Annotated in this window: 21 protein-coding genes and 2 pseudogenes; 9 read left to right on the forward strand and 14 right to left on the reverse strand. The window is 55.8% G+C overall.

Annotated features, from left to right (window positions below):
* Nucleotides 1–55 precede the first annotated feature (55 nt).
* From ABD796_RS04630 to ABD796_RS04655, 6 genes are all read left to right on the forward strand, one after another.
* Nucleotides 56–415 (forward strand): BlaI/MecI/CopY family transcriptional regulator, encoded by a 360-nt coding sequence (locus tag ABD796_RS04630; RefSeq protein WP_344903538.1) that lies wholly within the window; start codon nt 56–58, stop codon nt 413–415.
* Nucleotides 412–1,842, forward strand: a complete 1,431-nt coding sequence (locus ABD796_RS04635) for a M56 family metallopeptidase (RefSeq protein WP_344903541.1) — start codon at nt 412–414, stop codon at nt 1,840–1,842. The genes ABD796_RS04630 and ABD796_RS04635 overlap by 4 nt, the downstream gene beginning before the upstream one ends.
* Before the next feature lie 97 nt (nt 1,843–1,939).
* Entirely contained in the window at nt 1,940–2,593 is a 654-nt protein-coding gene (locus ABD796_RS04640) for a GGDEF domain-containing protein (protein WP_344903544.1), read from the forward strand.
* Between the two features lie 22 nt (nt 2,594–2,615).
* Nucleotides 2,616–3,614, forward strand: coding sequence for an HD-GYP domain-containing protein (locus ABD796_RS04645; RefSeq protein ID WP_344903547.1), 999 nt, complete (start codon nt 2,616–2,618; stop codon nt 3,612–3,614).
* Between the two features lie 238 nt (nt 3,615–3,852).
* Nucleotides 3,853–4,065, forward strand: coding sequence for a helix-turn-helix transcriptional regulator (locus ABD796_RS04650; RefSeq protein ID WP_344903550.1), 213 nt, complete (start codon nt 3,853–3,855; stop codon nt 4,063–4,065).
* A gap of 16 nt (nt 4,066–4,081) precedes the next feature.
* On the forward strand, nt 4,082–4,369 hold the full coding sequence (locus tag ABD796_RS04655) for a DUF2178 domain-containing protein (RefSeq protein ID WP_344903553.1): 288 nt from the start codon (nt 4,082–4,084) through the stop codon (nt 4,367–4,369).
* Between the two features lie 62 nt (nt 4,370–4,431).
* Here the strand turns inward: ABD796_RS04655 and ABD796_RS04660 are convergent, their stop codons facing one another.
* The 9 genes from ABD796_RS04660 to ABD796_RS04700 form a co-directional block, all read right to left on the reverse strand.
* A complete protein-coding gene (locus tag ABD796_RS04660) occupies nt 4,432–4,614 on the reverse strand; it encodes a hypothetical protein (RefSeq protein ID WP_344903556.1) in 183 nt (60 codons plus the stop codon).
* 35 nt (nt 4,615–4,649) lie between these two features.
* Nucleotides 4,650–6,038, reverse strand: a complete 1,389-nt coding sequence (locus ABD796_RS04665; protein WP_344903559.1) for a sulfatase family protein — start codon at nt 6,036–6,038, stop codon at nt 4,650–4,652.
* 2 nt (nt 6,039–6,040) lie between these two features.
* A complete protein-coding gene (locus ABD796_RS04670; protein WP_344903562.1) occupies nt 6,041–7,426 on the reverse strand; it encodes a sulfatase family protein in 1,386 nt (461 codons plus the stop codon).
* Nucleotides 7,423–8,943 carry a type 2 periplasmic-binding domain-containing protein gene (locus ABD796_RS04675; protein ID WP_344903565.1) on the reverse strand — a complete coding sequence of 507 codons (1,521 nt, stop codon included), beginning with the start codon at nt 8,941–8,943 and terminating at the stop codon, nt 7,423–7,425. Before ABD796_RS04675 ends, ABD796_RS04670 begins: the two co-directional genes overlap by 4 nt.
* A 19-nt stretch (nt 8,944–8,962) precedes the next feature.
* Nucleotides 8,963–10,420: a sulfatase-like hydrolase/transferase gene (locus ABD796_RS04680; RefSeq protein ID WP_344903568.1), complete on the reverse strand. Its 1,458-nt coding sequence runs from the start codon at nt 10,418–10,420 to the stop codon at nt 8,963–8,965.
* A gap of 6 nt (nt 10,421–10,426) precedes the next feature.
* A complete protein-coding gene (locus ABD796_RS04685) occupies nt 10,427–11,281 on the reverse strand; it encodes a carbohydrate ABC transporter permease (protein WP_344903571.1) in 855 nt (284 codons plus the stop codon).
* A 3-nt stretch (nt 11,282–11,284) separates the two neighbouring features.
* A complete protein-coding gene (locus ABD796_RS04690; RefSeq protein WP_344904219.1) occupies nt 11,285–12,187 on the reverse strand; it encodes an ABC transporter permease in 903 nt (300 codons plus the stop codon).
* A gap of 359 nt (nt 12,188–12,546) precedes the next feature.
* A complete protein-coding gene (locus tag ABD796_RS04695) occupies nt 12,547–14,910 on the reverse strand; it encodes a helix-turn-helix domain-containing protein (protein ID WP_344903574.1) in 2,364 nt (787 codons plus the stop codon).
* Nucleotides 14,901–15,050: a hypothetical protein gene (locus tag ABD796_RS04700; protein ID WP_344903576.1), complete on the reverse strand. Its 150-nt coding sequence runs from the start codon at nt 15,048–15,050 to the stop codon at nt 14,901–14,903. Before ABD796_RS04700 ends, ABD796_RS04695 begins: the two co-directional genes overlap by 10 nt.
* Before the next feature lie 266 nt (nt 15,051–15,316).
* Here ABD796_RS04700 and ABD796_RS04705 point away from each other — a divergent pair.
* Together ABD796_RS04705 and ABD796_RS04710 are read left to right on the forward strand one after the other, a co-directional pair.
* Nucleotides 15,317–15,541 (forward strand): annotated as a pseudogene (locus tag ABD796_RS04705) (ATP-binding cassette domain-containing protein); the annotation flags it as partial.
* A pseudogene (locus ABD796_RS04710) lies at nt 15,535–15,639 on the forward strand (ABC transporter permease); the annotation flags it as partial. The pseudogenes ABD796_RS04705 and ABD796_RS04710, both read left to right, overlap by 7 nt.
* Before the next feature lie 174 nt (nt 15,640–15,813).
* Here the strand turns inward: ABD796_RS04710 and ABD796_RS04715 are convergent.
* Nucleotides 15,814–16,191 carry a GntR family transcriptional regulator gene (locus tag ABD796_RS04715; protein ID WP_344903578.1) on the reverse strand — a complete coding sequence of 126 codons (378 nt, stop codon included), beginning with the start codon at nt 16,189–16,191 and terminating at the stop codon, nt 15,814–15,816.
* 165 nt (nt 16,192–16,356) lie between these two features.
* Between ABD796_RS04715 and ABD796_RS04720 the strand changes: the two genes are divergently transcribed.
* On the forward strand, nt 16,357–16,683 hold the full coding sequence (locus ABD796_RS04720; protein WP_344903580.1) for a hypothetical protein: 327 nt from the start codon (nt 16,357–16,359) through the stop codon (nt 16,681–16,683).
* A gap of 110 nt (nt 16,684–16,793) precedes the next feature.
* On the opposite strand, the gene ABD796_RS04725 is transcribed toward ABD796_RS04720, so the two are convergent.
* The 4 genes from ABD796_RS04725 to ABD796_RS04740 all read right to left on the reverse strand — a co-directional run bounded on the left by ABD796_RS04725 (nt 16,794) and on the right by ABD796_RS04740 (nt 21,737).
* Nucleotides 16,794–17,993 carry a response regulator gene (locus tag ABD796_RS04725; RefSeq protein WP_344904222.1) on the reverse strand — a complete coding sequence of 400 codons (1,200 nt, stop codon included), beginning with the start codon at nt 17,991–17,993 and terminating at the stop codon, nt 16,794–16,796.
* On the reverse strand, nt 17,968–19,872 hold the full coding sequence (locus ABD796_RS04730) for a sensor histidine kinase (protein WP_344903582.1): 1,905 nt from the start codon (nt 19,870–19,872) through the stop codon (nt 17,968–17,970). Before ABD796_RS04730 ends, ABD796_RS04725 begins: the two co-directional genes overlap by 26 nt.
* Nucleotides 19,873–19,944: 72 nt before the next feature.
* The gene (locus ABD796_RS04735; RefSeq protein ID WP_344903584.1) at nt 19,945–20,826 is read right to left on the reverse strand and encodes a carbohydrate ABC transporter permease; all 882 of its coding nucleotides are present in this window, start codon (nt 20,824–20,826) and stop codon (nt 19,945–19,947) included.
* Nucleotides 20,827–20,846: 20 nt separating this feature from the next.
* Nucleotides 20,847–21,737, reverse strand: coding sequence for a carbohydrate ABC transporter permease (locus ABD796_RS04740; protein WP_344903586.1), 891 nt, complete (start codon nt 21,735–21,737; stop codon nt 20,847–20,849).
* Nucleotides 21,738–21,823: the final 86 nt, after the last annotated feature.

Here is a 21,823-nt window from a genome sequence, read left to right on the forward strand (position 1 = left end):
ATAAACTCTTTTTAAGAAGGTTTATAGCGGTAAACTCACTAGGAGGACAATCCGAATGGAATCGTACAAACTGTTCGATGCCGAATACAAATTCGCATGCCTGATTTGGGATCATGAACCCATTAATTCTACAGATCTTGTCAAGCTAAGCCAGACCAAGCTTGGCTGGAAAAAGTCCACGACCTATACCGTCCTAAGAAAGCTGTGTGAGCGGGGCATCCTCAGGAACGAGGACGCAACGGTCACTGCAATGGTCAAGAAAACCGATGCGTTGAAATACGAAAGTCAGACGGTGGTTGCCAAAGCTTTCAACGGATCTTTGCCGCAGTTTTTAACCGCTTTTCTGGGCGATAAGAAGCTGTCTGAGAGGGAAGCTAAGGAGTTGAAGCGGATTATTGAGGAGGCGACCGAATGACGAGCCTTTTTCTTATGATCCTCAATATGAGCGTAACGGCAAGCTACGTGGCGCTTGCGGTAATCATAGCAAGACTTCTTTTGAGGCGCGTTCCTAAACTATTTTCCTATATGCTATGGTCGGTCGTAGCCATCAGACTGGTCTTCCCCGTCACCTTCACTTCAGACTTCAGTATATTGCGGCTGGCTCAGCCTCAGACCAAAACCGGCACAGGCTTCATGGAGCTTGTACCGCAGAATATGGGGATGCAGAAAATTCCGGTCGTGGAGGCTGCAATAAGAGAGATGACTCCCCTGACAAGCGCCAATCCGCTACCATTCATCCTATGGATCGGAAGTATCATCTGGATAACAGGCGCGGCCCTTCTCCTTCTTTCCAGCGTCGCTTCGTACTTGAACATGTTGTCCAAAGTCCGGACGGCGACACTCGTCAAGGACCATATTTTTGAGACGGACCGGATTTCCACACCTTTTGTTTGCGGTTTTCTCAAGCCGAAAATATACATTCCGACCGGCTTAAGCGAGCATGAGCTGTCTTATATTTTAATGCACGAGCAGACGCATATCACGAGACGGGATTATCTAATAAAACCTTTTGCATTTGTGCTGCTTATCGTCCACTGGTTTAATCCGTTGATGTGGCTGTCTTATGCGCTCATGAGCAAAGACATGGAAATGTCCTGCGATGAGCGTGTCGTGAACAAAATGGGCGACCGGATCAAAAAAAGCTACTCCACCACCTTGCTATCGCTTTCCGCAAGCAGAAGCGGGTTGCTAACCGGTAGTCCGCTCGCTTTCGGAGAGAGTCATGTGAAGGCCAGAATAAAAAATATTCTTTCTTATCGCCGGCCCTCTTCCTGGACGGTCGCAGGCTCTATGCTCGTTATTGCAGCCCTGATTGTAGGATGCACAACCAATCCGAAGCCTTTCCAGCCAATCTCGCAGCCTCCCTTGCAGCTATTGCACTCGGGATATCATATGGATAAGCTGATGAACAACAAAACGCTTTACGTGGGTAACCATATAAAGGTTGGCGGTCTCGTTGGCGGAATGCCCAAGCCGGCGGGTGTGGAGGTCAATGGACTTGAGCTTCAAACAACAGCTCAGCCTTACGGAGTGACCATCCATTATATAATGAATGACGCGACTGATGTGTCAGTAGATGGAGCAATACGAGGTGAAGCTTTTTATCGCAATTCCATTCTGCTCTTAAGCCTGATTGATAACGTAGGCAGTATAACTCATTCGATTGTAGACACCACGGGTCGATATGACGGCGCGGTCTATAGCTTCACGTACACTCGAGACGAGGCCGACAAACTGCTTGAAGAGGATGTCCGGCATTATGGTTCGGACGAAACAAGCTTGCGGCAATTGATCGATCGTGTAAACAGTCTATCCTTAAAAGAAGCCGGTAACACCATCTAATGAAAAGTTCATCCCCCATTCGGGGGGTTTTTTTTTATTCGAAATAGACTTAAAGTAGATATACAATGGGGAAAATTTACAAGGAGATGCTACTAGCATGAAATACAGGGGACGCTTCATCTCTTTACTGGTTGTCGTGACCAGTTCTCTCGGTTTATTACTTTATAACTATGTATTTCATGGATTCTTGGATATGATTTATGTGATTGCCACAGTCTGCTTCTTAGCTATAGGTTGGGGAATGGGTAAACAATACGACGAGGTTAAGTATCTTTCCGAAAAAGATTTATTGACCGAAAGCTACAATCGCAGATTCTTGGCTACTATTTTCCCTAAACTGAAACAGTTGTCCGACAAAAAATCCCGGAAACTAATCATTCTCTTAATCGATGTCGATAATTTCAAATCAATCAACGATCAATACAATCATTCCATGGGCGATTTTGTCCTGCAGCGGATTTCTATTGTCCTAAAGAATTTGTTCAGAGTCACAGATTATATTGTTAGATGGGGAGGCGATGAATTTTTGATTCTTGTTCCGAATCCGGACGAGTCTTGGATCAATCAACCGCAAGACCGTCTGCGTCTTGAATATAAGTCCTTATCGAAAATGATATCCATGGATGTTACCGTTTCCATCGGTTACGCCATCTATCCGGATGAGGGTACGGAACTGAAAGATCTGATCGAGATTGCGGATCGTAAGATGTACAGGGACAAGTATGACAAAAACTACGCTCAACACCTTTGAACATTTGTGAGAGGAATGGGATATGGACGAATATATAGGCAAAATCGCCAAACACGATATTACGAACTCGAACGGGACAGTCCTCGTTCCCGCAAAAACAAAAATAACGGAAGAACATGTCCATTTATTAAGAAATCATGTCGTCGATCCTTCCTTAATTCCTTTTATAACCGGGGATGATCAGGAATTCAGGCGATCTATGAAGCGAACTGTCGATACGTCAAAGGAATTGTTTCATTCCATCGAGAGTTCTCGTAAAGTTCCGCTTTTGGAAATCAGGCAAAAGATTTTGCCATTCGTTCAGCAAGCGGCGGCATATTCCAATGTTTTTCAATTATTTGAATCGGTTAAGGCAACCGACGAGTACACCTATCAGCATAATATCGCCGTCGGCATTATCTCTACGCTAATAGGCAGATGGATGAGTTTGACGGAGTCGGACATTTCCATCCTTTCCCTGGCAGCGACATTGCATGATGTCGGAAAAGTTAAAATTCCGGTTGAAATATTGAATAAGCCCGGGAAGCTGTCGAACGACGAATACGCCCTAGTGAAAAAACATACCGTATACGGATATGAGCTGTTGAAGGAAACGATCGGATTGAATCCGCGCATCCCTCTCGCCGCCTTGCAGCACCATGAACGAAATGACGGCAAAGGGTATCCCTTTGGCCTCAAAGAGGACAAGATCCATTTGTTCAGTAAAATTGTAGCGGTCGCGGATATTTTTCATGCCATGTCCTCGAAACGTCCATACCACCATCCCCTATCCTTCCATGAAATTGTCATTCAGATGAGGAAGGGGATTTTCGGAGAATTGGACCCGAACATCGTTACGGTGTTTCTGGATAATATCATGAGGAAAATCGTTGGGGAACGTGTCGTATTAACCGATGGCCGAGTTGGCGATGTCGTTTACTTGAATCCGCATCATCTGGAATCCCCGCTGATTAAAACCGGCGATGAGTTTATCGACCTAAGCAAGCGCAATGACCTCCATATTAAAGAAATACATATTTGAGGAGCCAAATCTCCACATGGTTTGAGGTCTTCTCACATAGAAAAAATAATCGCCTTGCCCATATTCACTGGGCAGGGCGATTATTACGTTTTGCTTCAATGGTTGGAAGGAGATCGGTGGATCTGCGAGCACAATGCCGGAGAGAATGTCGTATAATATTGACAATAAGTTAAAAATAAATTACGATATGTTAAAAATATATTACATTTCGTTTGAGGATAGGCGGTGACCCCATGTAATGAATAAAAACGGCGAACTGATCAATACCATTCCCGTTCTCAGAGCTGAAAAGAAATGGTCCCAGCAAGAATTGGCCAATCAAGTTGGAGTTAGCAGACAGACCATCGCCTCTATCGAGGCAAACCGTTATAACCCTTCTTTAATTTTGGCGTTTGAAATCGCCTCTGTTTTTGGAAAAGAAATTCACGAAGTGTTTCAATACAAATTGTAAAACAGGAGGTCGTACAATGCTTAACTTCATCGGTTCTTTTCTTTCGTTTTTGGGACTTGCTACGTTTATTTTCGTCATTCGTTTTATGAAAAAAGAAGGAAATGACGAGAGAGGCGACAAAATATTGGGGAAAGCGGGGATGGCCGGATTCGTTTCCTTCCTGCTCGGTTACATGATCATTTTCCTCGCAAATGCGCTTAACGCATTAAACGGTGTGCAATATACGTTTGCTCTAACTTGCCTTCTTGCTTTCGTGCTTCTTGCTTATAGCGGCACCATATTCGTTCTAAGAAAGAAATATTGATCGGTTAAACCGCCAAACACAAGGAGTTCCAAGTGTTTGGCGGTTTTCGCGTTCCCGGGCTATCATCTTTCGCCGAAGTCCAGCGCAGCGGCAATCAACGCGGCCGCGACGCCGCGGGCTGTGATGACGATGTCCGTGTTGCGGTCCATACGTGCGGCGACCATGGCGCCGTCGAAGAGCAGCAGAAGCTGCTGCGCCAGCTGTCCGGACTCCGTCGCCCCGGCGGATTGCGAAGGCTTGACCATGAAGATTAGGTCAACCTGGAAATCGGGCGGCCGCTTTACTCCAACGCAAAGCGGTCGCCCGTCTCCTCGATCCACTGGGCGAGCCGGCGGTGCAAAGGCTCGCGAAACGGATGATACCGGCGAACGTGTGCCAAGTTGACCTGCTCGTAAGGATCGTCGGTCAACCGGAACAGGAGCCACGGCTGACGCTCCAGCGCGACATATTTCCAGCCGTCCCGCGTGACGATGCCGCGAAACGGACGATCCAGTCCATCGCGGACTCCCGAAGGGACGACGAGACTGAGGTAGGCGCTGTCCGGAGGCGGGGTCGCGGGCTTCACGCCAGTGGCATTCCCGGAATAATCGCTGCCGACCATCCAGTTCGGCTTGGGGATGCCGCACAGCCCTAGCGTCGTCGGGGCGATGTCTACGTGATTGAGCGGGTCGTCCGCTATGCTGGCGGCTCCCGACATGTCCGGCGGTCCTCCGATAATAAACGGAATCCGCACCGCCTCCTCCCAAGGGCAGCTTTTGCGAAACTGTCCGTGCGAGCCGTGCATATCGCCGTGATCGCTGAAAAAGACGATGTACGTCTTCTTGTCGATGCCGAGTCTTTCCAGCGCCCGCCGAATACGTCCGACGTTCCAGTCCAGCCGCTCGATCGCCGCGTAATAGCCGACCAGCTCGCGCGCCGCCTGCTCTCGCACCCAGTCAACGCCCGGCACGTTCGGTCGGAAACGGATCGAATCCGGCGTGCGCGCGCCCTGGGCCCCGGGCGGCAGGTCGTACGGCGAATGGGGCGGCTGTACGGAAAGAGCGGCGAAAAACGGCTTCTCGTTTCCGTCTTGCCCGCGGGTTTGCTTCTCGATCCAGTCGATTGCGAGATCCGTCAAGCTGTCGGTTTCGTATCCGGACAGCCGATACGCTTCCCCGCTGGCGGACTCGTGCGTATGCACCCAGCAGTCGTATGGTTTGTTGTTGTTCTCGTAAGCGAACCAATGCTCGAAGCCGCCGCGCCGCTCTGGCGGCACGAACCTCCGTGAATCCCGGCGAAGCTCGGGAGGAAGCTCCGCCGCATCCGTACCGCGACCGGCCAAATGCCATTTGCCGATCCAGCAAGTCCGGTAGCCGTGATCCCGGAACTGATGAGCGATCGTTTTCGCTTCCGCAGGAAGCGGGTAATAGTTGCCGAGTACCCCCGACTGGTGCGGATATTGGCCGGTCAGCAGCGCTCCCCGGAACGGCGTGCACCATGGCGTGCCCGATACCGCGCCGACGAAGCGGACCCCTTCCTTGGCCAGCCGGTCGATTTCCGGCGTGGACACGTTCGAATCGCCGTATATGCTTGTCGCCTGGGCCCTCATCTGATCGCACAATATCCATAGCACGTTCGGCCGTTCGCCGCCTAACGTTCCCTGACGTTCCGTTTCCACGCCTGTTTGCACGTCTATTTGCACGCCTCCTTGAGCATTCTCAGCATTCTCGCTGCCACCTCCGGCCGCTCCTCGGCCACATTCGTCCGCTCCCCCGGATCGGCTTCCAGATCGTACAGCTCCGGCTTGTCATTGTACGTTTCGATATATTTGTAGGACCGGTCGGCGATCATCCGGCTGTTCAGCAGCTCGCTAACCTGGTAAGCCTTATGCGCCCGCCCCGGGTCCGTCAATACCTGCAGCAGCGATTTGCCGTCCAGGCGGGAGGCGGCGTATTCCGCCCCCGCCCAATCCAGCATCGTCGGGTGCAAGTCGTTCAGCTCGACCAAGGCGTCGCTGACCGCCCCCGGATGGCCGCGCCGGGGATCGGCGACAATGAGCGGGACGCGCAGCGCCCCTTCGTAATGAACCGTCTTCAAAAACAGGCCGTGATCGCCCAGCATTTCCCCGTGATCGGCGCAAAACACGACGATCGTCCGGTCCGTCAAGCCTTTTCGCTCAATCCGCTCCAGTAGCTGTCCGACCCAATCGTCGATCAGCCGGATTGCCGCGGCGTAATGCCGTTTGACCCGCAGCAGTCCTTCCGGTGTCAGCTCCCGCGACTGCTTCTCCATGCGGAGGCGGACCGCCTCCGGCTTTCCGTCCGCTTCGGGGCCGACGGATTCGGGATACTCCCGCTCCGCATAGCGGCAAGCATAGCTCTCCGGCGCATCCCAAGGATTGTGCGGGCCGACGAAGCTGACGAACAAGTGCCATGGCGCGTCGCCGTTTACGCGCTCGATCCATTCGCACGCCTTGCGTCCGATATAGCTGTCGTGAACGTCCGCGGGATCGAGCGGGCACGGATCGGCATGCCAGACGGACTGCCGGCTCCGCCGCTTCCGGTCGTCCAGAAACGGCTCGAGCAGTCCTTTGTCCCGCAAGTACCGCTGGTACGGCCCGGCGAGACGAAATTCGCCCGCCTCCGACGACGCCGCCGGCTTGGAGGCATTGCCTTTGCCCTCCGTCTCATGCGGCTGCGTAAACCCGAAATGGTACAGCAGCGGCAAATCCCCGTCGGCTCCGTAGTCATGATCGGCCTTGTGCAGATCGGTTTTCCCGACGACGCCGACCCGATAGCCCGCCCCGCGCAGCGCCTGATAATAAGTCGGGCAGTCGCGCGGGTAGTTGTGCTTGTTGTGCAGGACGCCGGTTCGGTGCGGCAGCAGGCCCGAGGCGAGGGACGCCCGGCTCGGCGCGCATACCGGGGACGTGCACGACGCTTTGGCAAAACGGACTCCGCGCGCGGCGAGCGAATCGATATGGGGCGTGTCCACGCCCGCGTTGCCCGCGCATCCGAGCCAATCGCTCCGAAGCTGGTCGGCCATGATCAGCAAAATATTCGGGCGCGCGTCCGTCATTTCTTCACTTTGGCATAGGCAGCCGCATATTCTTCCGTCACCTGGTCGCCTCCGGATTTGCGCCACTGCTCAAGCGCCTGCCTCCAGCCTTCCTCGTCGATTTTGCCCATGACGAATTTCGTCTTGGCGTCCTCGATCAGCTTGTCGAGCTGGCCGCCCTTTTCCGCATACGTTTCGGATACGAGCGCCTCGGCTGCGTTCGCGACCGCATGCTTCGCATTGTCCTTGTTCAGCTCGGCCCCCTTGGCGACAAGCGGCGGCTCGCTGCCCTTGAGCGCTTTGGCGTCGTCCGCGGCCATCAGCTTCTGGTAAGGAAATACTTCGAGATTATACAGCTTCGCATCGATGTAGACCGGCTGGCCATTCTCGATTTTGTAATGCTTGCCTTCGAGTCCCCACTTGAACAGCGTAGACAATTCGGGACCGCCAAGCCGGTCGAAAAAGGCAAGAATCCGCTTCAGTTCCGCCTCCGTCTTGACGCTCGATTTCGGAATCGAGAAAATGCCGTTGGAGCCGTTCTCCGCTTTGGCCGGACCGCCCTTCAAGCCGGGCAGCCGGTTGAACATGTTCAGCTCCGCTTGCGGATTCGTCTTTTTCAGCTGCTCCTCGAGCTTGAACGGCGTGTCCGTAATGTTGGACAGCATCGCCCCTTTGCCCTGGAGAAAAGCCGCCTCCCAAGCCGATTTCTCCATCACGGCGAAATCGCGGTTGATCAGCTTCTCGTCGTACAGCTTTTTGACGAATCTCAGCGATTCGAGATAGGCGCCGGTCGTCGGCGCGTACACCGGCTTGCCGTCCGCGATGCCCCAATCGTTGGGCGCCCCGAGCCAAATGGCGACGCGGTCGACGATGCCGAGCGATTTGAATTCGAGGTAGCCGTATTTGTCGGCTTTGCCCGATCCGTCGGGATCGCCGGACGCGATCGCCTTCAGAACGACGTAAAAGTCGTCAAGCGTTTGCGGCTCGCGCAGCCCGAGCTTCTTGAACCAGTCGGCGCGGTACGTGATCGCCCCCCGGCTGACCGGACGAACGGCGGGCAGCCCGTAGACTTGGCCGTCCAGCGACGTGTTCTGGTAAATGAGCGGATCGATCGCCGCCAAGTTCGGGTAGTCTTTCAAGTAAGGCGTCAAGTTCCAGAACGTGCCCCCGCGCATCGCCGCGACCATATAAGGCAGCTTAAGCTGGCTGTTCGTCACCGACACGACCTTCGGCAGCGTGCCGGATGCGACCATCACCGGCAGCTTCTCCTTGATGTCGGTCAGCCACTGGATGTCGAGGTCGCTGTTCGTCAGCTTTTCGATCGTCTTCTGCACCTCGTTGCCGGGCTGCGGCGCTTCGCCGATATAATTGACGAGCACCGACAGCTTGAGCGGCTCGTTGGACGCTGCGGCGCCTGGGCTCTTCGCCTCCCCTTTTGGAGACGCATCCCCGCCGCAGGCGGTCAGCAGAGTGCCCAGCATCGCCAGCGAGGAGATGAGGACGGTCGTTTTTTTTGCATAAGGCAGTCGGTTTTTCATTGGAGTTCCCCCTCTTTTTTCAATGTCTTCCCCGGTTATTCCAGCTTGTCGTCGCATGCGCCTCGTCGAGCCGCCAATCGTACGCGATCGGCTGCAGCCGGCCGGCCGCCGCATGCGGATCGCCATGCTCTTCCAGCCAGGCGAGCAGCCGGCCGCGCTGCGTCTCGAGCGCCTCCCGGTAAGCCGAATCGCCGGCGAGATCGCGGCAGTCGTTCGGATCTTCGCGAACGTCGAACAAAAACTCAAGATCGTCTTCGCTGTACCAAATGTACTTGGTCGCGCCGTCGCTTACGGCATATACCGTGCCGCAAACCCCGCACGTATACGGCCGGAACGTGCCGGTCGCTTCTCTCCCCAGCAGCGGCAGCAAACTTGTGCCGCTGACCGATTCGGGGATGGGGATGCCGCATGCGTCGAGCAGCGTCGGCATCACGTCCATCAGGGCGACCGGCGATTCGCGGTCCGTCTTCCCCCGCGCAAACCGGTCCGCTTCGCCGCGTGGCCGCGGCGGCCGGACGATAAACGGGATGCTGGCCGAGCCGCGGAAAAAATCCCCTTTCGCAAACGTGCCGTGATCGAACAAGTTGTCCCCGTGATCGCTGGTGAACACGATCAGCGTATCGTCCAGCAGCTTGTGCTCCCGCAGCGTTCCGAGAAATACCCCGATCATGCTGTCGATATGGGTGATCAAGGCAGCGTAGCCCTTCAGCGTCTGCTGGACCATAAGCGGATGCTCCCGCCACTGCTCGTAATTGTGGCGAAGCCGCATGAAGCGGACCCGGCTCGGCAGCTTGCTTTCGGTCCATTCGCCGACGACCGGCTCCGGCATGACGGCGTCACGGTACAGATCGTAGTAGCTCTGCGGCGGTGTGAGCGGCGGATGCGGCTTGTCGAACGACAGGTGGAGGAAAAACGGTCTCGTCGGATCGCGCCGCTCGATAAATTCCATCGCTTTTTGCGCCGTCCAATGGGTCGACGTCAGCCGCTCCGGAAGCGGATCGATCCGCGCCCCGTACTGATTGTTGCCGAGACCGTGCGTGTAGCGCACGTGGGACCAGCCGTTATCGTCGAGAAACCGTTCGTAGTCGTCCTTCCAGCCGATATGGTCGACGCGGCCTTCCTCGTTCAGCTGCACCTCCTCGAAGCCGATCCGGTTTCGCTTCGGCGACGTGTGCAGCTTGCCGGCGGCGAACGTTTGATAGCCCGCCCGGGCAAGCAGTTCCGCCAGCTTCGGCCCTTCGGAAAACGGCTGGCTTTCGCGGTTTTTGTTCATGTTCACGCCGTACGGATTGCGTCCGGTCATCATAATCCGGCGCGCGGGCACGCAAGTCGGGCATTCGCTCATGGCGGCCTGAAACCGGACGCCTTCGTAAGCAAGCTCGTCAATATGCGGCGTCATGACGACCGGATGGCCGCCTATGCCGAGCCAGTCGGCGCGCAGCTGATCGCAGCTGATCCAGACGATATGGGGCTTCACATGCGTTCATCCTTTCACCGAGCCCAGCAATAAGCCTTGGGCGAAATGTTTTTGCAGAAACGGGTAAACGAGCAATATGGGAATTGTCGATACGACGATGACCGCCATCCGAATCGATTTCGGCGGCACGAGCCCCCCGGCGAGCTCCGACGAATCGCCGATGCTGCTGCCCGCCATCATGATCATGTTGCGCATAAGCACCTGTATCGGCCATTTGGCCGTACTGTTGATATAAAGCACCGCGTCGACGTATTCGTTCCAGTTGCTTACGGCGTAAAACAAAGCGAAGGTGGCGAGCGCGGGCGTCGACAACGGCAGCACGATGCGGAAAAACGTGCCGAACTCGCTCGCCCCGTCAATTTTGGCCGCCTCCTCGAGGCCTTCCGGCAGCTGCTGGAAAAAGTTTTTCATCACGATCAGATTGAACGAGCTGATCGCTCCGGGAACGACCAGCGCCCAGTAGCTGTCGATCAGGCCGACGTTTTTCACGACAAAATAGGTCGGAATCATGCCCCCGCTGAACAAGATCGTAAATAACACGAGAAACAAGGCGATTCTCCGGCCGGCAAGCGCTTTGCGCGAAAGCGGATAAGCCGTCAGCGCGGTAAGCGCAAGCGACAGCAGCGTTCCGACGACCGTGATGCCGACCGATACGAGCAGCGCCCTGGGAAGCGTACGGGTCGAGAAAATGTAGCGGTAGGCGTCCAGCGTCCAGCCTCGCGGCAGCAGCCCTTCCGAATCGGAAAACGAATGAACCGCCACGTAGACGAACGGAAACACGGCCGCCAGCGCGAGCAGGAGCAATACGGCGCGGTTGACCGCGTCAAACAAGCGACCGGGCAAGGTGCGATCCTCCACCATCGATCAGTACACCCCCTCTTCCCCGAATCTTTTGGCCAGCCGGTTGGCCGCTGCGACCAGCAGGAGCCCGACGCCGTTTTTGAACAGCTGGACGGCCGTCGTATAGCTGAATTGGCCGCGCTGCAGGCCAGCGGTATAGACGTACGTGTCGTACACTTCGCCCACCTCGCGGTTGAGTGCGTTGAGCATGAGAAAAATTTGTGAAAAATGCGAGTCCAAAAAATGGCCGAGCCGTAAAATAAGCAGGATGATGATCGTGCTGCGTATCGCCGGCAGTGTAATGTGCCACATTTGCCTCCACCGGTTCGCGCCGTCCATTCGGGCCGATTCGTACAGCCCCGGGTCGACGCCCGCGAGAGCCGCCAAAAAAATGATCGTGCCCCAGCCCGTTTCTTTCCAAATAATCTGCGACGTCACCAGCGTACGGAACCAGCCGGGCTCCATCAGGAAAGCGACTTCTTGCCCGCCGAACGCCCGGATCAGCTCGTTGACAAGCCCGCCTTCGGTAGTGAAGAAGATGTAATACACCCCGACGATCACGACCCACGACACAAAGTGCGGAATGTACACAAGCGTTTGTACGAACTTCTTGTATACGGCCTGCCTCACCTCGTTCAGCAGCAGGGCGAATACGATCGGCAGCGGGAAAAAGAAAGCGATGTTGTACACCCCGAGCAGCAGCGTGTTGCGGAACAGCCGCCAAAACTCCGGCTCGCCGAAAAAACGCTCGAAATGCTTGAAGCCGACCCATGGGCTATTCCAAAAGCCAAGATGCGGCATGTAGTTTTGAAAAGCCATCAACACGCCCCACATCGGCGCATATTTGAACACGGCGAAGTACACCGCGCCCGGCAGCAGCATCAGATAGAGCAGCTTGTCCTTGGCCAACTTCCTGAAAATCGTCATAGGTCCTCCCGTTTGCGGGTCGAAGCTCCCGCTCGTGATGCTTTCGATGCAATCCGCATGCCCCTTCTTCGGCAGTCCGATCGAAGAGCTGCATCGCTTACGCCGATTATAAGGACGCTTGCGCTCAATCGTCCACATCCCTTAAACAACCTATTCCGCCCGGAATAATGCAGCTCTGTAGACCGTTTTTCGCCGGTCGTATCCATTTCGCAACCCGCTCTTTCTCTGCATGCTTTGTTCAGGATAGACGCGCGGATGACGGACGCGCCGTCCGGCGTCGCCCTTCCCCATGCTGTCCAATGACAAATAAGGCGCGCCGAATCGATTTCCGATTGGCGCGCCTTATGGCGTACGCGATATTAGGTCGCCGGAGCAGCCGGCCCGGGCTCGGAACGCGGCGCCGCCTGCGTCTTCTTCCGGTATTCGCCCGGCGTCACTCCTTCCATATTGCGGAAATAGCGGACGAATGCGGCGGAGCTGTTGTAGCCGAGCTTGGCGGAAATGTCGCCGATTTTCCAGTCCGTTTCCGTCAGCCACCGTTTGGACAAGCCCAGCCGGTATTGCGCCAAATAATCGCTGAACGAAACGCCAAGCGATTTTTTGAACACGCGGCCGACATGGTTCGGATGAAAATGAAGCTGCGCGGCGCAGCTTTCGAGCGTCAGCTCGGTGCCGAACCGTTCGTGGATGATCTTCAGCGTATCCTTCGTAATGCTGTCGTGCTGCTCCTCGATTCGCGCGGCGAGCAGCTCGACAACCGGATAGAGCACCTCAAGCCGAAGCCATTCCTTCTTCTCCTCGACCGACTCCGCCTGCGCCAGCCGCTCCAGCGCCGCCCGGCCGCCGAACAAATCGCGCAAAAAGGCCGCTTCCCCGCGTATCAAGTCCAGCAATCCGGACAGCAGCCGGAGCGTCATGTAATGAAACTGCCCCGGCGATACGTCGCGCTCGACCAAATAACGAAAAAACGCGTTCAGAGCCTCGTCGGCCCAGTCGCGGCGGGACATGCGGACCGCCTCCAGAAGCTGCCGCTCGAGCGGCTCCGGGTAATCGGCCAGCGGACGGTGTCCGTCGGATTCCGTCTCGTCGTAATGGACGACGACGCCGGGGCCGAAGCGGAGCCGGCACGACAAAGCGTCCGACGCTTCTGCGTAAGCCCTCGTCGCTTCTCCGAGCGAGTGAAACGGACGGCTGACGCCGATGCTCGCCTGAACGCCGAGCGTTTCGGCCGCCCGAACCCGAATCGCTTCGCCCCGCCTGCTAAGCTCCGTCCTCCATGCTTCCTCCGTTCCGTCCGGCTGGATCATCAGTACAGCCTGCGTCCGGCCGAGCAAGACCGGCTTCAAATATTCGCCGGCCGGCAGCGTTTCCTCGACGAGCCGGCCGATGGCGAACAAGATGACGTCCCGGTCGATCGAGACGGCTGCGTCGCTCGCGGGCTCGAACTGGAGCGCGAACACGGCGAGCCGTTCCCAGGCGCCGGGAAGCTCCAGGAGGCGCCGTTTCTCCTCCGCTTGCTCCTTCTGCAACTGACCGGTAAAGAGCTGGAGAGCGAACAACTCCTTCGCCTGCGGAAGCACGACGGCAACCTGCCGCCGCATCTGCGATTCCGCATTCATCAGATGCGCCACCCCTTGCTCGATCTGTCCGAAATCGTCCCGGAACCTTCCTCGATCCGGGCCGGGGGCGGCTCGTCCCGCTTGCGCGAGAATATCGTGCAGCTTTTTGACCGGACGGTACATCTTTTTTGAGCCGAACCAGACGAACGCCGCCGTAACGGCCAGTAAAGCCAAACATGCCGCAAGCGTCATCCATCCGATGGAGCTCGCGTCGCGCCGCAGCTCGTGCAAGGAGTAAACGGAAACGATCGTCCAGCCCGTATACGGCGAACGCGTGTACATGACGCCTATGGAACCGTCGTCGCCGATCCGGAACGTTCCTTGCATGTCCGGACGGTCGGAAACGAACTTGCGCACGGAAGCTTCGAGCGGCTCCTTCATCTTCGGCGTTTCGGCGGCGCCGAGAAGCGTCCGGTAATCCGCGTCCAAAATCGCCCCGATGTTCTTCTCGCTTAACCGTCTGGCCATCTCCGGCAAATCGATTTCCGCCACGAGCAATCCGGAAGGCTTCGCCGCGCCCGTGGCAACCGGCAGCTTGCGGACAAAGACGAGCGCATTCCCGCCTTCCCCCGAAGATTCGGTCAGCCAGGCGGATGCGTTCGGCAGCGACGCGTAGTCCGCATACCGCTGCATCCCGGCAAGACTGCTCAGCCGGTTCAAACGGGTACGGTCGATCGCCCAGTCGTAGTCGAGATTGACCAAAGTTAACGAGCGGATGCCGGGGTTGCCGGAGGAGAGCTTGCTCATCATCCCGGCCAATGCTTGATACGCCTCGTAGTTTTCCTCGGTCAGCGGCTTGCGCATCCATTCCGACACATAGGGGGAGCCGGCGAATTGAATCGCTCCGTAATCGATTTTGGCCAGCATGTTTTCCAACTCTCCGCGAGTTTGGCCGAGCAGCTGCAAGTTCGTCTGCGCCGCCTTCGTCTGAAGCTCTCCGGTGAACAGATGATACGAGAAGTACCCGATAGCAAGCAGCGGCAGCGCCCCGATCAGAAACGTAAAGCCGACCAGCCGGAGCCGGTAAGCGGACAATCGCGCGAGAACGGCCGTTTTTCGCGCGGCGAATCGATGCAGGCCTTGAGACGTCGGTATCAGGCCCATCTGCTTTTCCCGTATTCGCAATCGCAGCCGGGCCCATAAGCGCTTGCCGCAGCGAAACCGCCGCGGGCTGGCGTTGCCGGCTCGAGTATGTGTTCGGCCGCGAGCGGCCGCTCCGCTCGAATAGTCCACTCGATGTTCAAGTTCGTCTCTCCCCTGTCGTATCGGCCATTCCTTATTAATCCGATATGATTAATTATTTGAATCTTAACAACCGCTTCTTCGTCTGTCAATCCAAATAACCCGTTTCCTAGAAACATGTACCGGCTTACGGCTTATCGGTCTGCGGACCGAATGGCAAATCGTTCTTACGAGGGTTTCATGTCCGGCTATATATCCTTACAATGCAAATATATGGATGCGGGTAACGCACAATCCTTAAAACGGTTCGAAAAAAGGAGAAAGCTCGATGGACAATACACGGAAGGAAGCACGTTCGGACAATACGGAATGGGCCGTGGAAGCTCGAGGGCTCGTCAAGACGTTCGGCGACAATCGGGCGGTGGACGGCGTAGACTTGAACGTTCGTGCCGGCTCGATCTACGGCGTGCTTGGTCCGAATGGGGCCGGCAAGACAACGACGATTCGGATGCTGGCGACTTTGCTGCGGCCGGATGCCGGGGAGGCGCGAATACGATCGGGGCGGATCTCGGCATCTTCCTCATTGGAGCCGCAGCCATTGTAGCTGTCTTTGCGCCGCTTACAGTGCGCGCCTACATGCGCCGGACTTAGAAAAAGATTGGTCAGTCGGACTTGGTCTAACGGACGCTGGTCTTTGCAGTGACATCGGCTGAACCGATCCGCGCAAACGGGTAATGACGGCAGCTCATTTCTTATTTCAGAACAACCACCTCGCCTTGTATTAGTATAGTAGTACAATAAGTGCAAAAAAAATCCGTATCCCGATTATTCCCAATGCTCGCTGATCAATTCGACGACCGATTTGAACGAAAGCTGCATGTCCTTCGCCGACTCGATGAACGATATGACGAGATTGCGGGTGAGCTCCGCCTCGATTCGGGCCGAAATAGCCTCATCGACGAAAATGACGCTGCCCTGCGTACTGCTTGTGCGCACAAAGCCTTCATCTTCCATGAGCTTAAACGCCTTTTGAACCGTATTGGGGTTTATATTAAGCTGCGCGGCGATCTCCCGTCTGGACGGCAGCTTGTCTCCCGACACCACCCTGCGAAGCATAATTTGCCGTTTTACGTACATAACGACTTGTACATAAACGGCCTCCCGGTTGTTGAGCTTAAGCTCATAAAAATTCAGCACGCGCATTCACCCGCTTTCTTCACACTATTGTATTATTACACTAGTACAATGTAGCAGTCAATAGCGCCCCCGCCTATCCCGGTCCAACATCCGCCCATTTCATACAGGCAAGCATCCTGTTAAATAACTTGATCATATGATGACTGTAAACCATCAGGAGGGGGCTTTATTATGGCTTATCACCCTTACCATCCTTATAGTCAACACCAGCATCAAGTACACCCCTATTATCATCACGGTTATCACCCGCATTATTACCACCCCTACGGGTACGGTGGCTACCCTTACGGGCATTATCAAACGGGGCATCATTATCACCACAGCGGAATGCAGGGCGGAACGCATGACGGAATGCAGGGCGGAATGCAGGGCGGAACGCATGACGGAATGCAGGGCGGAATGCAGGGCGGATCGCATGGCGGATCGCATGGCGGATCGCATGGCGGATCGCATGGCGGTTGGCATAGCGGTCAAGGCGATGGATACAGAAAAAAATAAGAACGAAGATAAACTTTCTTTAAACGTTAAAAATTTGCAAAGAGGAGAAGGTCCGCCTTCTCCTCTTTGCATGCTTGCCATCATGAGCGCAATAGCAACTAACTCCAGCCCTACCCTATATCGTCCGCCTTCGCCCCGGCCTCATGCGCCGCTTCCTGCCGATATTCCGACGGAGTGACGCCATACCGCTTGCGGAACACCTGCGCGAAATGCCGCACATCCTGATAGCCGATGAGCTCGGCGATGTCGGCCAGCTTGCGCTTGGGATTTGCCAGCAGCAGCCTCGCCTTTTCCAGCCGAAGCTGGATGACGTATTCCTTGAAGCCCTGCCCGGTCTTCTGCTTGAAGAGCTGGCTGAAATAGACCGGGTTGAGGTACACGATCGCCGCCACCTTCTCCAGCGACAAATCGTCCTGATAATGTGACCGCATGTACTGCTGCGCCACCTCGACGGAGCGTTCTCCGCTCCCGGTCGCATGGTGCTCGTAGATCTGCGTCGTCGATGCCTGACGCATACGCTGCACCTCCTCGGGCACCGCCGAGAATCGGTCGATCCGCTCGGTATGCATGATCTGGAACGGCACCCGCAAATAACTGATCAGGTGGCTGCGCAGCTCGCCGAGCAGCCCGGCAAGCCGGGCTTCGCCATGCAGCGTGACGAGGCCGAGCAGGCTGCGGCTGTCGTGGACGGTGACGAAGCCGGCGCCGTACCGTTCGATCAGCTCCGACAGCACGTTCTCGATGATATACAGCTCCAGCCGAACCGCACGGTCGGCCTCCATCTTGATCATGATCAAATGAAAATGCGGATGATGCTCGATCATCGCGCCCATATCGATGCGGCCCGTATCGAGCCCGGCCGCGAAGCGCTGGAAGACGGCCTCCTGCAAATATTTGCGATTCCGCTTGAGCAGCTCCGCTTCCTCCGTCTGCGCCGTTTCCTTGCTGATATCGGCGCTCAGCTTCTCGATCATGTCGCCAAGCGCTTCCTTGCCGATCGGTTTGAGCAGGTAGTCCTTGGCGCCGAGCCGGACGGCCTCCTGGGCGTAGGCGAACTCGGAGTGAGCCGAGATGACGACCCATTTGAGCTGAGGATGCCGGTGACGGGAAACCTTCATCAGCTCGAGTCCCGTCATGCCGGGCATAAGAATATCCGTCAGCACGATATGGATGCGATGCTCGCGCAGCAGCGCGATCGCCTGCTCCGCATTGGCCGCGAGATGAATACGACACTCGGAAAAGCGGTTATGCAGCGTCCGCTGGATGCCTTCGCGGATCACATGTTCATCGTCTACGATCAGGATCTGAATCATCGAGCCTAACCTCCTTTGCGGGCAGCGGCATCGTCAGGACAACCGTCGTTCCTTCCCCCCGAATACTCCGGACTTGAAGTCCGTATGCGTCTCCGAACATCAGAGTCATCCGGCGATGGACATTCGTCAGTCCGATTCCGCGGCGCGCTCTGCCGGGCGACGACAGGGCGGCAGGTCCGTTTTCGAGGGGACTCGGGCCTAAACTGTCCGGGCTTCCGCCAATCCGTACGGGAGCTGCTCCCTCTGACGCGTCCGTCGGCGCCGTATCCCCTAGAAACGAAGCGCGTATCTTCTCCAGCACGTCCGGATCGATGCCTACTCCGTTATCCTGGATGACGATACGCAGCTCGTCGTCGTCCGCTTCCGTATAGACGCGCACCTCGCCCGCACGCTCATGCAGCGGCTCCAATCCGTACTTGACGGCGTTCTCGATCACCGGCTGAATAGTCATCTTGGGCAGCGGAATATCCAGCCACTCCGGCTCTACGCGGATTTCCGTTCGCACCCGGCCGGCCAATCGGTTCTCGATAATGGTCATGTAGTGCTGCATCTGCTCCAGCTCCTGGCGCAGCGTCGTCTTGGACGCTTCCTCCCAGTCGCTGCTGTAGCGGAACATCTGCGATAATGCCAGAATCACCCGCCCCAGCCGGTCGTTCTCTTGCTCGTCGAGCATCCAATAGATCATATCCAGCGTGTTATATAGAAAATGCGGATTGACCTGCGACTGCAAAGCATGCAGCTCCGCGTTTTTTTCACTGATGGAGGCCAGCTTGATCCGTTCGATCAACTCGTCCATCCGGTACACCATCCGGTTGAAGGAAGAAACAAGCGAGTTGATTTCGTCGAACGATTTGACTTTGACCGAGCCGTTGAAATTCCCCATCTCGACCTGCCTCATCTCGCGGATCAGCAGCTTGAGCGGCGAGGACATGCTGCGGGAAATCAGCGTGGCGAGAGCGGTCGCGACCAGCACAAGCGCCAGGACCACGATCAGCAAATAGTTGCGGGTCTTGACGACCTGGGCGTCGATATCCTCTTTGGGGGTCAGGCCATAGACGGTCCAGTCCGACAGCTTGGCGTTGGCCGCGACAATGAGCTGGTCGGTCCCGTTGTCGACGACGATATTCTCCGCTTCCGGACGGGGAAGGCCGCTTAAAGAAGGGCGCTTCGCCTGATCCGTCGAGGCGATGATCCTGTCTTGGCGGTCGATAATATAGACCCGGCTGTTCGGGCTGATCGTAACGTTCGAGAGCGCCGCAACAATCGGCCGGGGATCCGTTTCGATCAGCATGACCCCAATCTCCTTATGCTCGCTCAGGTCGAACAGCTTGCGCCCGAAGACGAACACCGGGTCCTCGCTGAACTGGTTGATGACCGAATCGGGATACAGGCCGAGCCAAACCATTTCGCCGGAGGAGCTCGTAAGCTTCTGGTACCAGTCCGAGGTGAAGTAGTTGGCGTCCATGACGCGGGCGAAGCGCCGCTCGTAGCTGTAATTTTTGCCGCCATTGGTAATGATGTGGATACCGACGATATCGTCCCGCGAATAATAGATCGCGCCGATAATGTTCGTGACCGTGCGCTCGTTGATGACGCTGACAGCCTCTTCCTTGCTCGCATCGCGCTCCTCGATGAGACGCAGCATCTCATAGTTGCTGTTCAATGATTTAGTAACGCTGTCATAACCCTGCAGCAGCAAGTCGAACAGTCCGACGGTTTGCGAAATATTTTTTTCCGCCAGATCGCTGATTTTGTCGTGAATGATCTCGGTCGTCTTTCTGTCGTATAGAAAGCTTACCACAAACAGCAGAATGAGCATGCAGGCCAGAAACAGCAGAAACAGCCGGCTATGAATGGAATTCAGGCTCCGTCTCATGAGGCTCTCCCCTCCTCACACTCCCTCCCGCTATTGTAACATAATGGAAGCGCAAAAAAAGCGGGCGGCCGCTTACCCTTTGACCGCTCCCGCCACCATCCCTTTTGTAATTTTGTCCGCAAGCAAGAAGTAAATGAGGATAACCGGCAGCGCCCCGAGGACGAGGAATGCTCCGATCGCTCCGTAGTTGACCGAGTATTGGCTGACGAAGCTGTTCACGCCGAACGGCAGCGTTTTTAACCGTTCCGCGGAGATGAACGTAGCTGCAAGAATATATTCGTTCCATATATTGATAAAGGTCAGAATGCTGACGGTCATCATCGGCGGAACCGAGATCGGCAGGGTGATGTTGACGAAAATCCGCATGATGCCCGCGCCGTCCATAACGGCCGATTCTTCGATTTCCGCAGGGATCGATTTCATGAATCCGCTCATGATGAAGACGGCGATCGGCGTCTGGAACGCCATGTAAGGCAGGATGATCGATAGATGCGTATTGAGAATGCCCATGTTTTTGAAAATAATCATAAGCGGCAGCAAAGTCGCCTGCAGCGGAATCATCAGGCCGATCAGGAAAACCAGCATGACGGCTTGCCCGTATCTCCACTTGAACCGGCTGATGGCGAACGAGGCCAGCGTGCTCAGCAGCAAAACTCCCGCCATGGTCAACGTAGTCACGAATAAGCTGTTTTTCAAATATTGAAAGTAGTGGCCGGCCTGGATCGCATCGGTGAAGTTTTTCCACTGAGGAGAAGAAGGAGGCGCGAAGAAGGCGCCGGATAAAATCTCCTCATTGCTCTTCAGCGAGTACAGAACGAGCCAAAGCAGCGGATACAGCTGAGTAACGACCAGCGCAGACAAGAAGATGAGGACGAGCGCTTTCGTGAAGGAGAAGCGACTGCCTCTCGCCCGGACGGCCGGTCGGATCGTTGCGGATCGGGATATCGGCTGCATAAGAGAGAACACTCTCCTTTCTACGAAAATTTGCGTTCGAGCCGGTTGAAGAACAGATTGATCACCATGGTCGCGATCAAGCATACGATAACCAGGGAAGCCGCGATGGCGCTGCCGTAGCCGTATTTCATGGACAAGAAGGACATGTTGTACATATGCGTCGAGATGACGTCGGTCGCATGGGCCGGGCCTCCGCCTGTCATGACCATGATCATGTCGAAAGCTTGCAGAGAGCCGATGAACGCCAGTACGATCGAAATTTTGAAAATCGGAACGTTCATCGGAAACGTGATGTACCAGTCCGCTTTCAGTCCTTCGGCGCCATCGATCTTGGCCGCTTCATAAATATCGGCCGGGATGTTCTGGATGCCGGTAAATTGAATGAGCGTATGATAGCCCAAGTATTGCCACAAAGCTACGAAGTACAGGGAATACATCGCAATGGCCGGGTCGGTCAGCCACGATCTTTTCCAGCTTCCGAGGTTCAGCAGATCGAGAACCTGGTTCAGCATCCCGCCCATGGCCGCCGGGTTATAGATCGTTTTCCAGAGCTGGCCGACGATCACGACAGAGAGGATAACCGGCAGGAAGTAGCTCGCTACCAGGAAGTTCGGTTTTTTGATAAAGCGGCTGAGCAGCATAGCGACGAACAGAGCTATCGGAATTTCAGCCATCGAGAACACGGCAAATAGGAACGTACGGCGAAAGGACGACCAGAATACGGGATCCGCGGTCAACAACGTCTTGAAATTGTCAAGACCGATGAATGTAGATTCCCCGATCCCGTTCCAATCGAGCAGACCGCTGTACATGGAGACGAGAATCGGAACGAAGACCAGACTGACATAGAGCAGCAGGCAAGGCAGAACGAAAGCCGCAATGGTCCATTTGGAGACGCGTAATACGTTCACTTGGCTTCCCCCTCCTTTCTTGAGCTTTATCGACATGAAGAGGATCGAAACCGCCGCCCTACCCGCCTGGTAAAGGAGCGATTTCG

The sequence above is a fragment of the Paenibacillus hodogayensis genome (assembly GCF_039536325.1).
Lineage (GTDB): Bacteria > Bacillota > Bacilli > Paenibacillales > NBRC-103111 > Paenibacillus_AB > Paenibacillus_AB hodogayensis.

Coding starts and splice junctions, on each gene's coding strand:
- ABD796_RS04630 (WP_344903538.1), top strand. CDS start 56: ATGGAATCGTACAAACTGTTCGATGCCGAATACAAATTCGCATGCCTG.
- ABD796_RS04635 (WP_344903541.1), top strand. CDS start 412: ATGACGAGCCTTTTTCTTATGATCCTCAATATGAGCGTAACGGCAAGC.
- ABD796_RS04640 (WP_344903544.1), top strand. CDS start 1,940: ATGAAATACAGGGGACGCTTCATCTCTTTACTGGTTGTCGTGACCAGT.
- ABD796_RS04645 (WP_344903547.1), top strand. CDS start 2,616: ATGGACGAATATATAGGCAAAATCGCCAAACACGATATTACGAACTCG.
- ABD796_RS04650 (WP_344903550.1), top strand. CDS start 3,853: ATGAATAAAAACGGCGAACTGATCAATACCATTCCCGTTCTCAGAGCT.
- ABD796_RS04655 (WP_344903553.1), top strand. CDS start 4,082: ATGCTTAACTTCATCGGTTCTTTTCTTTCGTTTTTGGGACTTGCTACG.
- ABD796_RS04660 (WP_344903556.1), bottom strand. CDS start 4,614: ATGGTCAAGCCTTCGCAATCCGCCGGGGCGACGGAGTCCGGACAGCTG.
- ABD796_RS04670 (WP_344903562.1), bottom strand. CDS start 7,426: ATGACGGACGCGCGCCCGAATATTTTGCTGATCATGGCCGACCAGCTT.
- ABD796_RS04675 (WP_344903565.1), bottom strand. CDS start 8,943: ATGAAAAACCGACTGCCTTATGCAAAAAAAACGACCGTCCTCATCTCC.
- ABD796_RS04685 (WP_344903571.1), bottom strand. CDS start 11,281: ATGGTGGAGGATCGCACCTTGCCCGGTCGCTTGTTTGACGCGGTCAAC.
- ABD796_RS04690 (WP_344904219.1), bottom strand. CDS start 12,187: ATGACGATTTTCAGGAAGTTGGCCAAGGACAAGCTGCTCTATCTGATG.
- ABD796_RS04695 (WP_344903574.1), bottom strand. CDS start 14,910: ATGGGCCTGATACCGACGTCTCAAGGCCTGCATCGATTCGCCGCGCGA.
- ABD796_RS04715 (WP_344903578.1), bottom strand. CDS start 16,191: ATGCGCGTGCTGAATTTTTATGAGCTTAAGCTCAACAACCGGGAGGCC.
- ABD796_RS04720 (WP_344903580.1), top strand. CDS start 16,357: ATGGCTTATCACCCTTACCATCCTTATAGTCAACACCAGCATCAAGTA.
- ABD796_RS04730 (WP_344903582.1), bottom strand. CDS start 19,872: ATGAGACGGAGCCTGAATTCCATTCATAGCCGGCTGTTTCTGCTGTTT.
- ABD796_RS04735 (WP_344903584.1), bottom strand. CDS start 20,826: ATGCAGCCGATATCCCGATCCGCAACGATCCGACCGGCCGTCCGGGCG.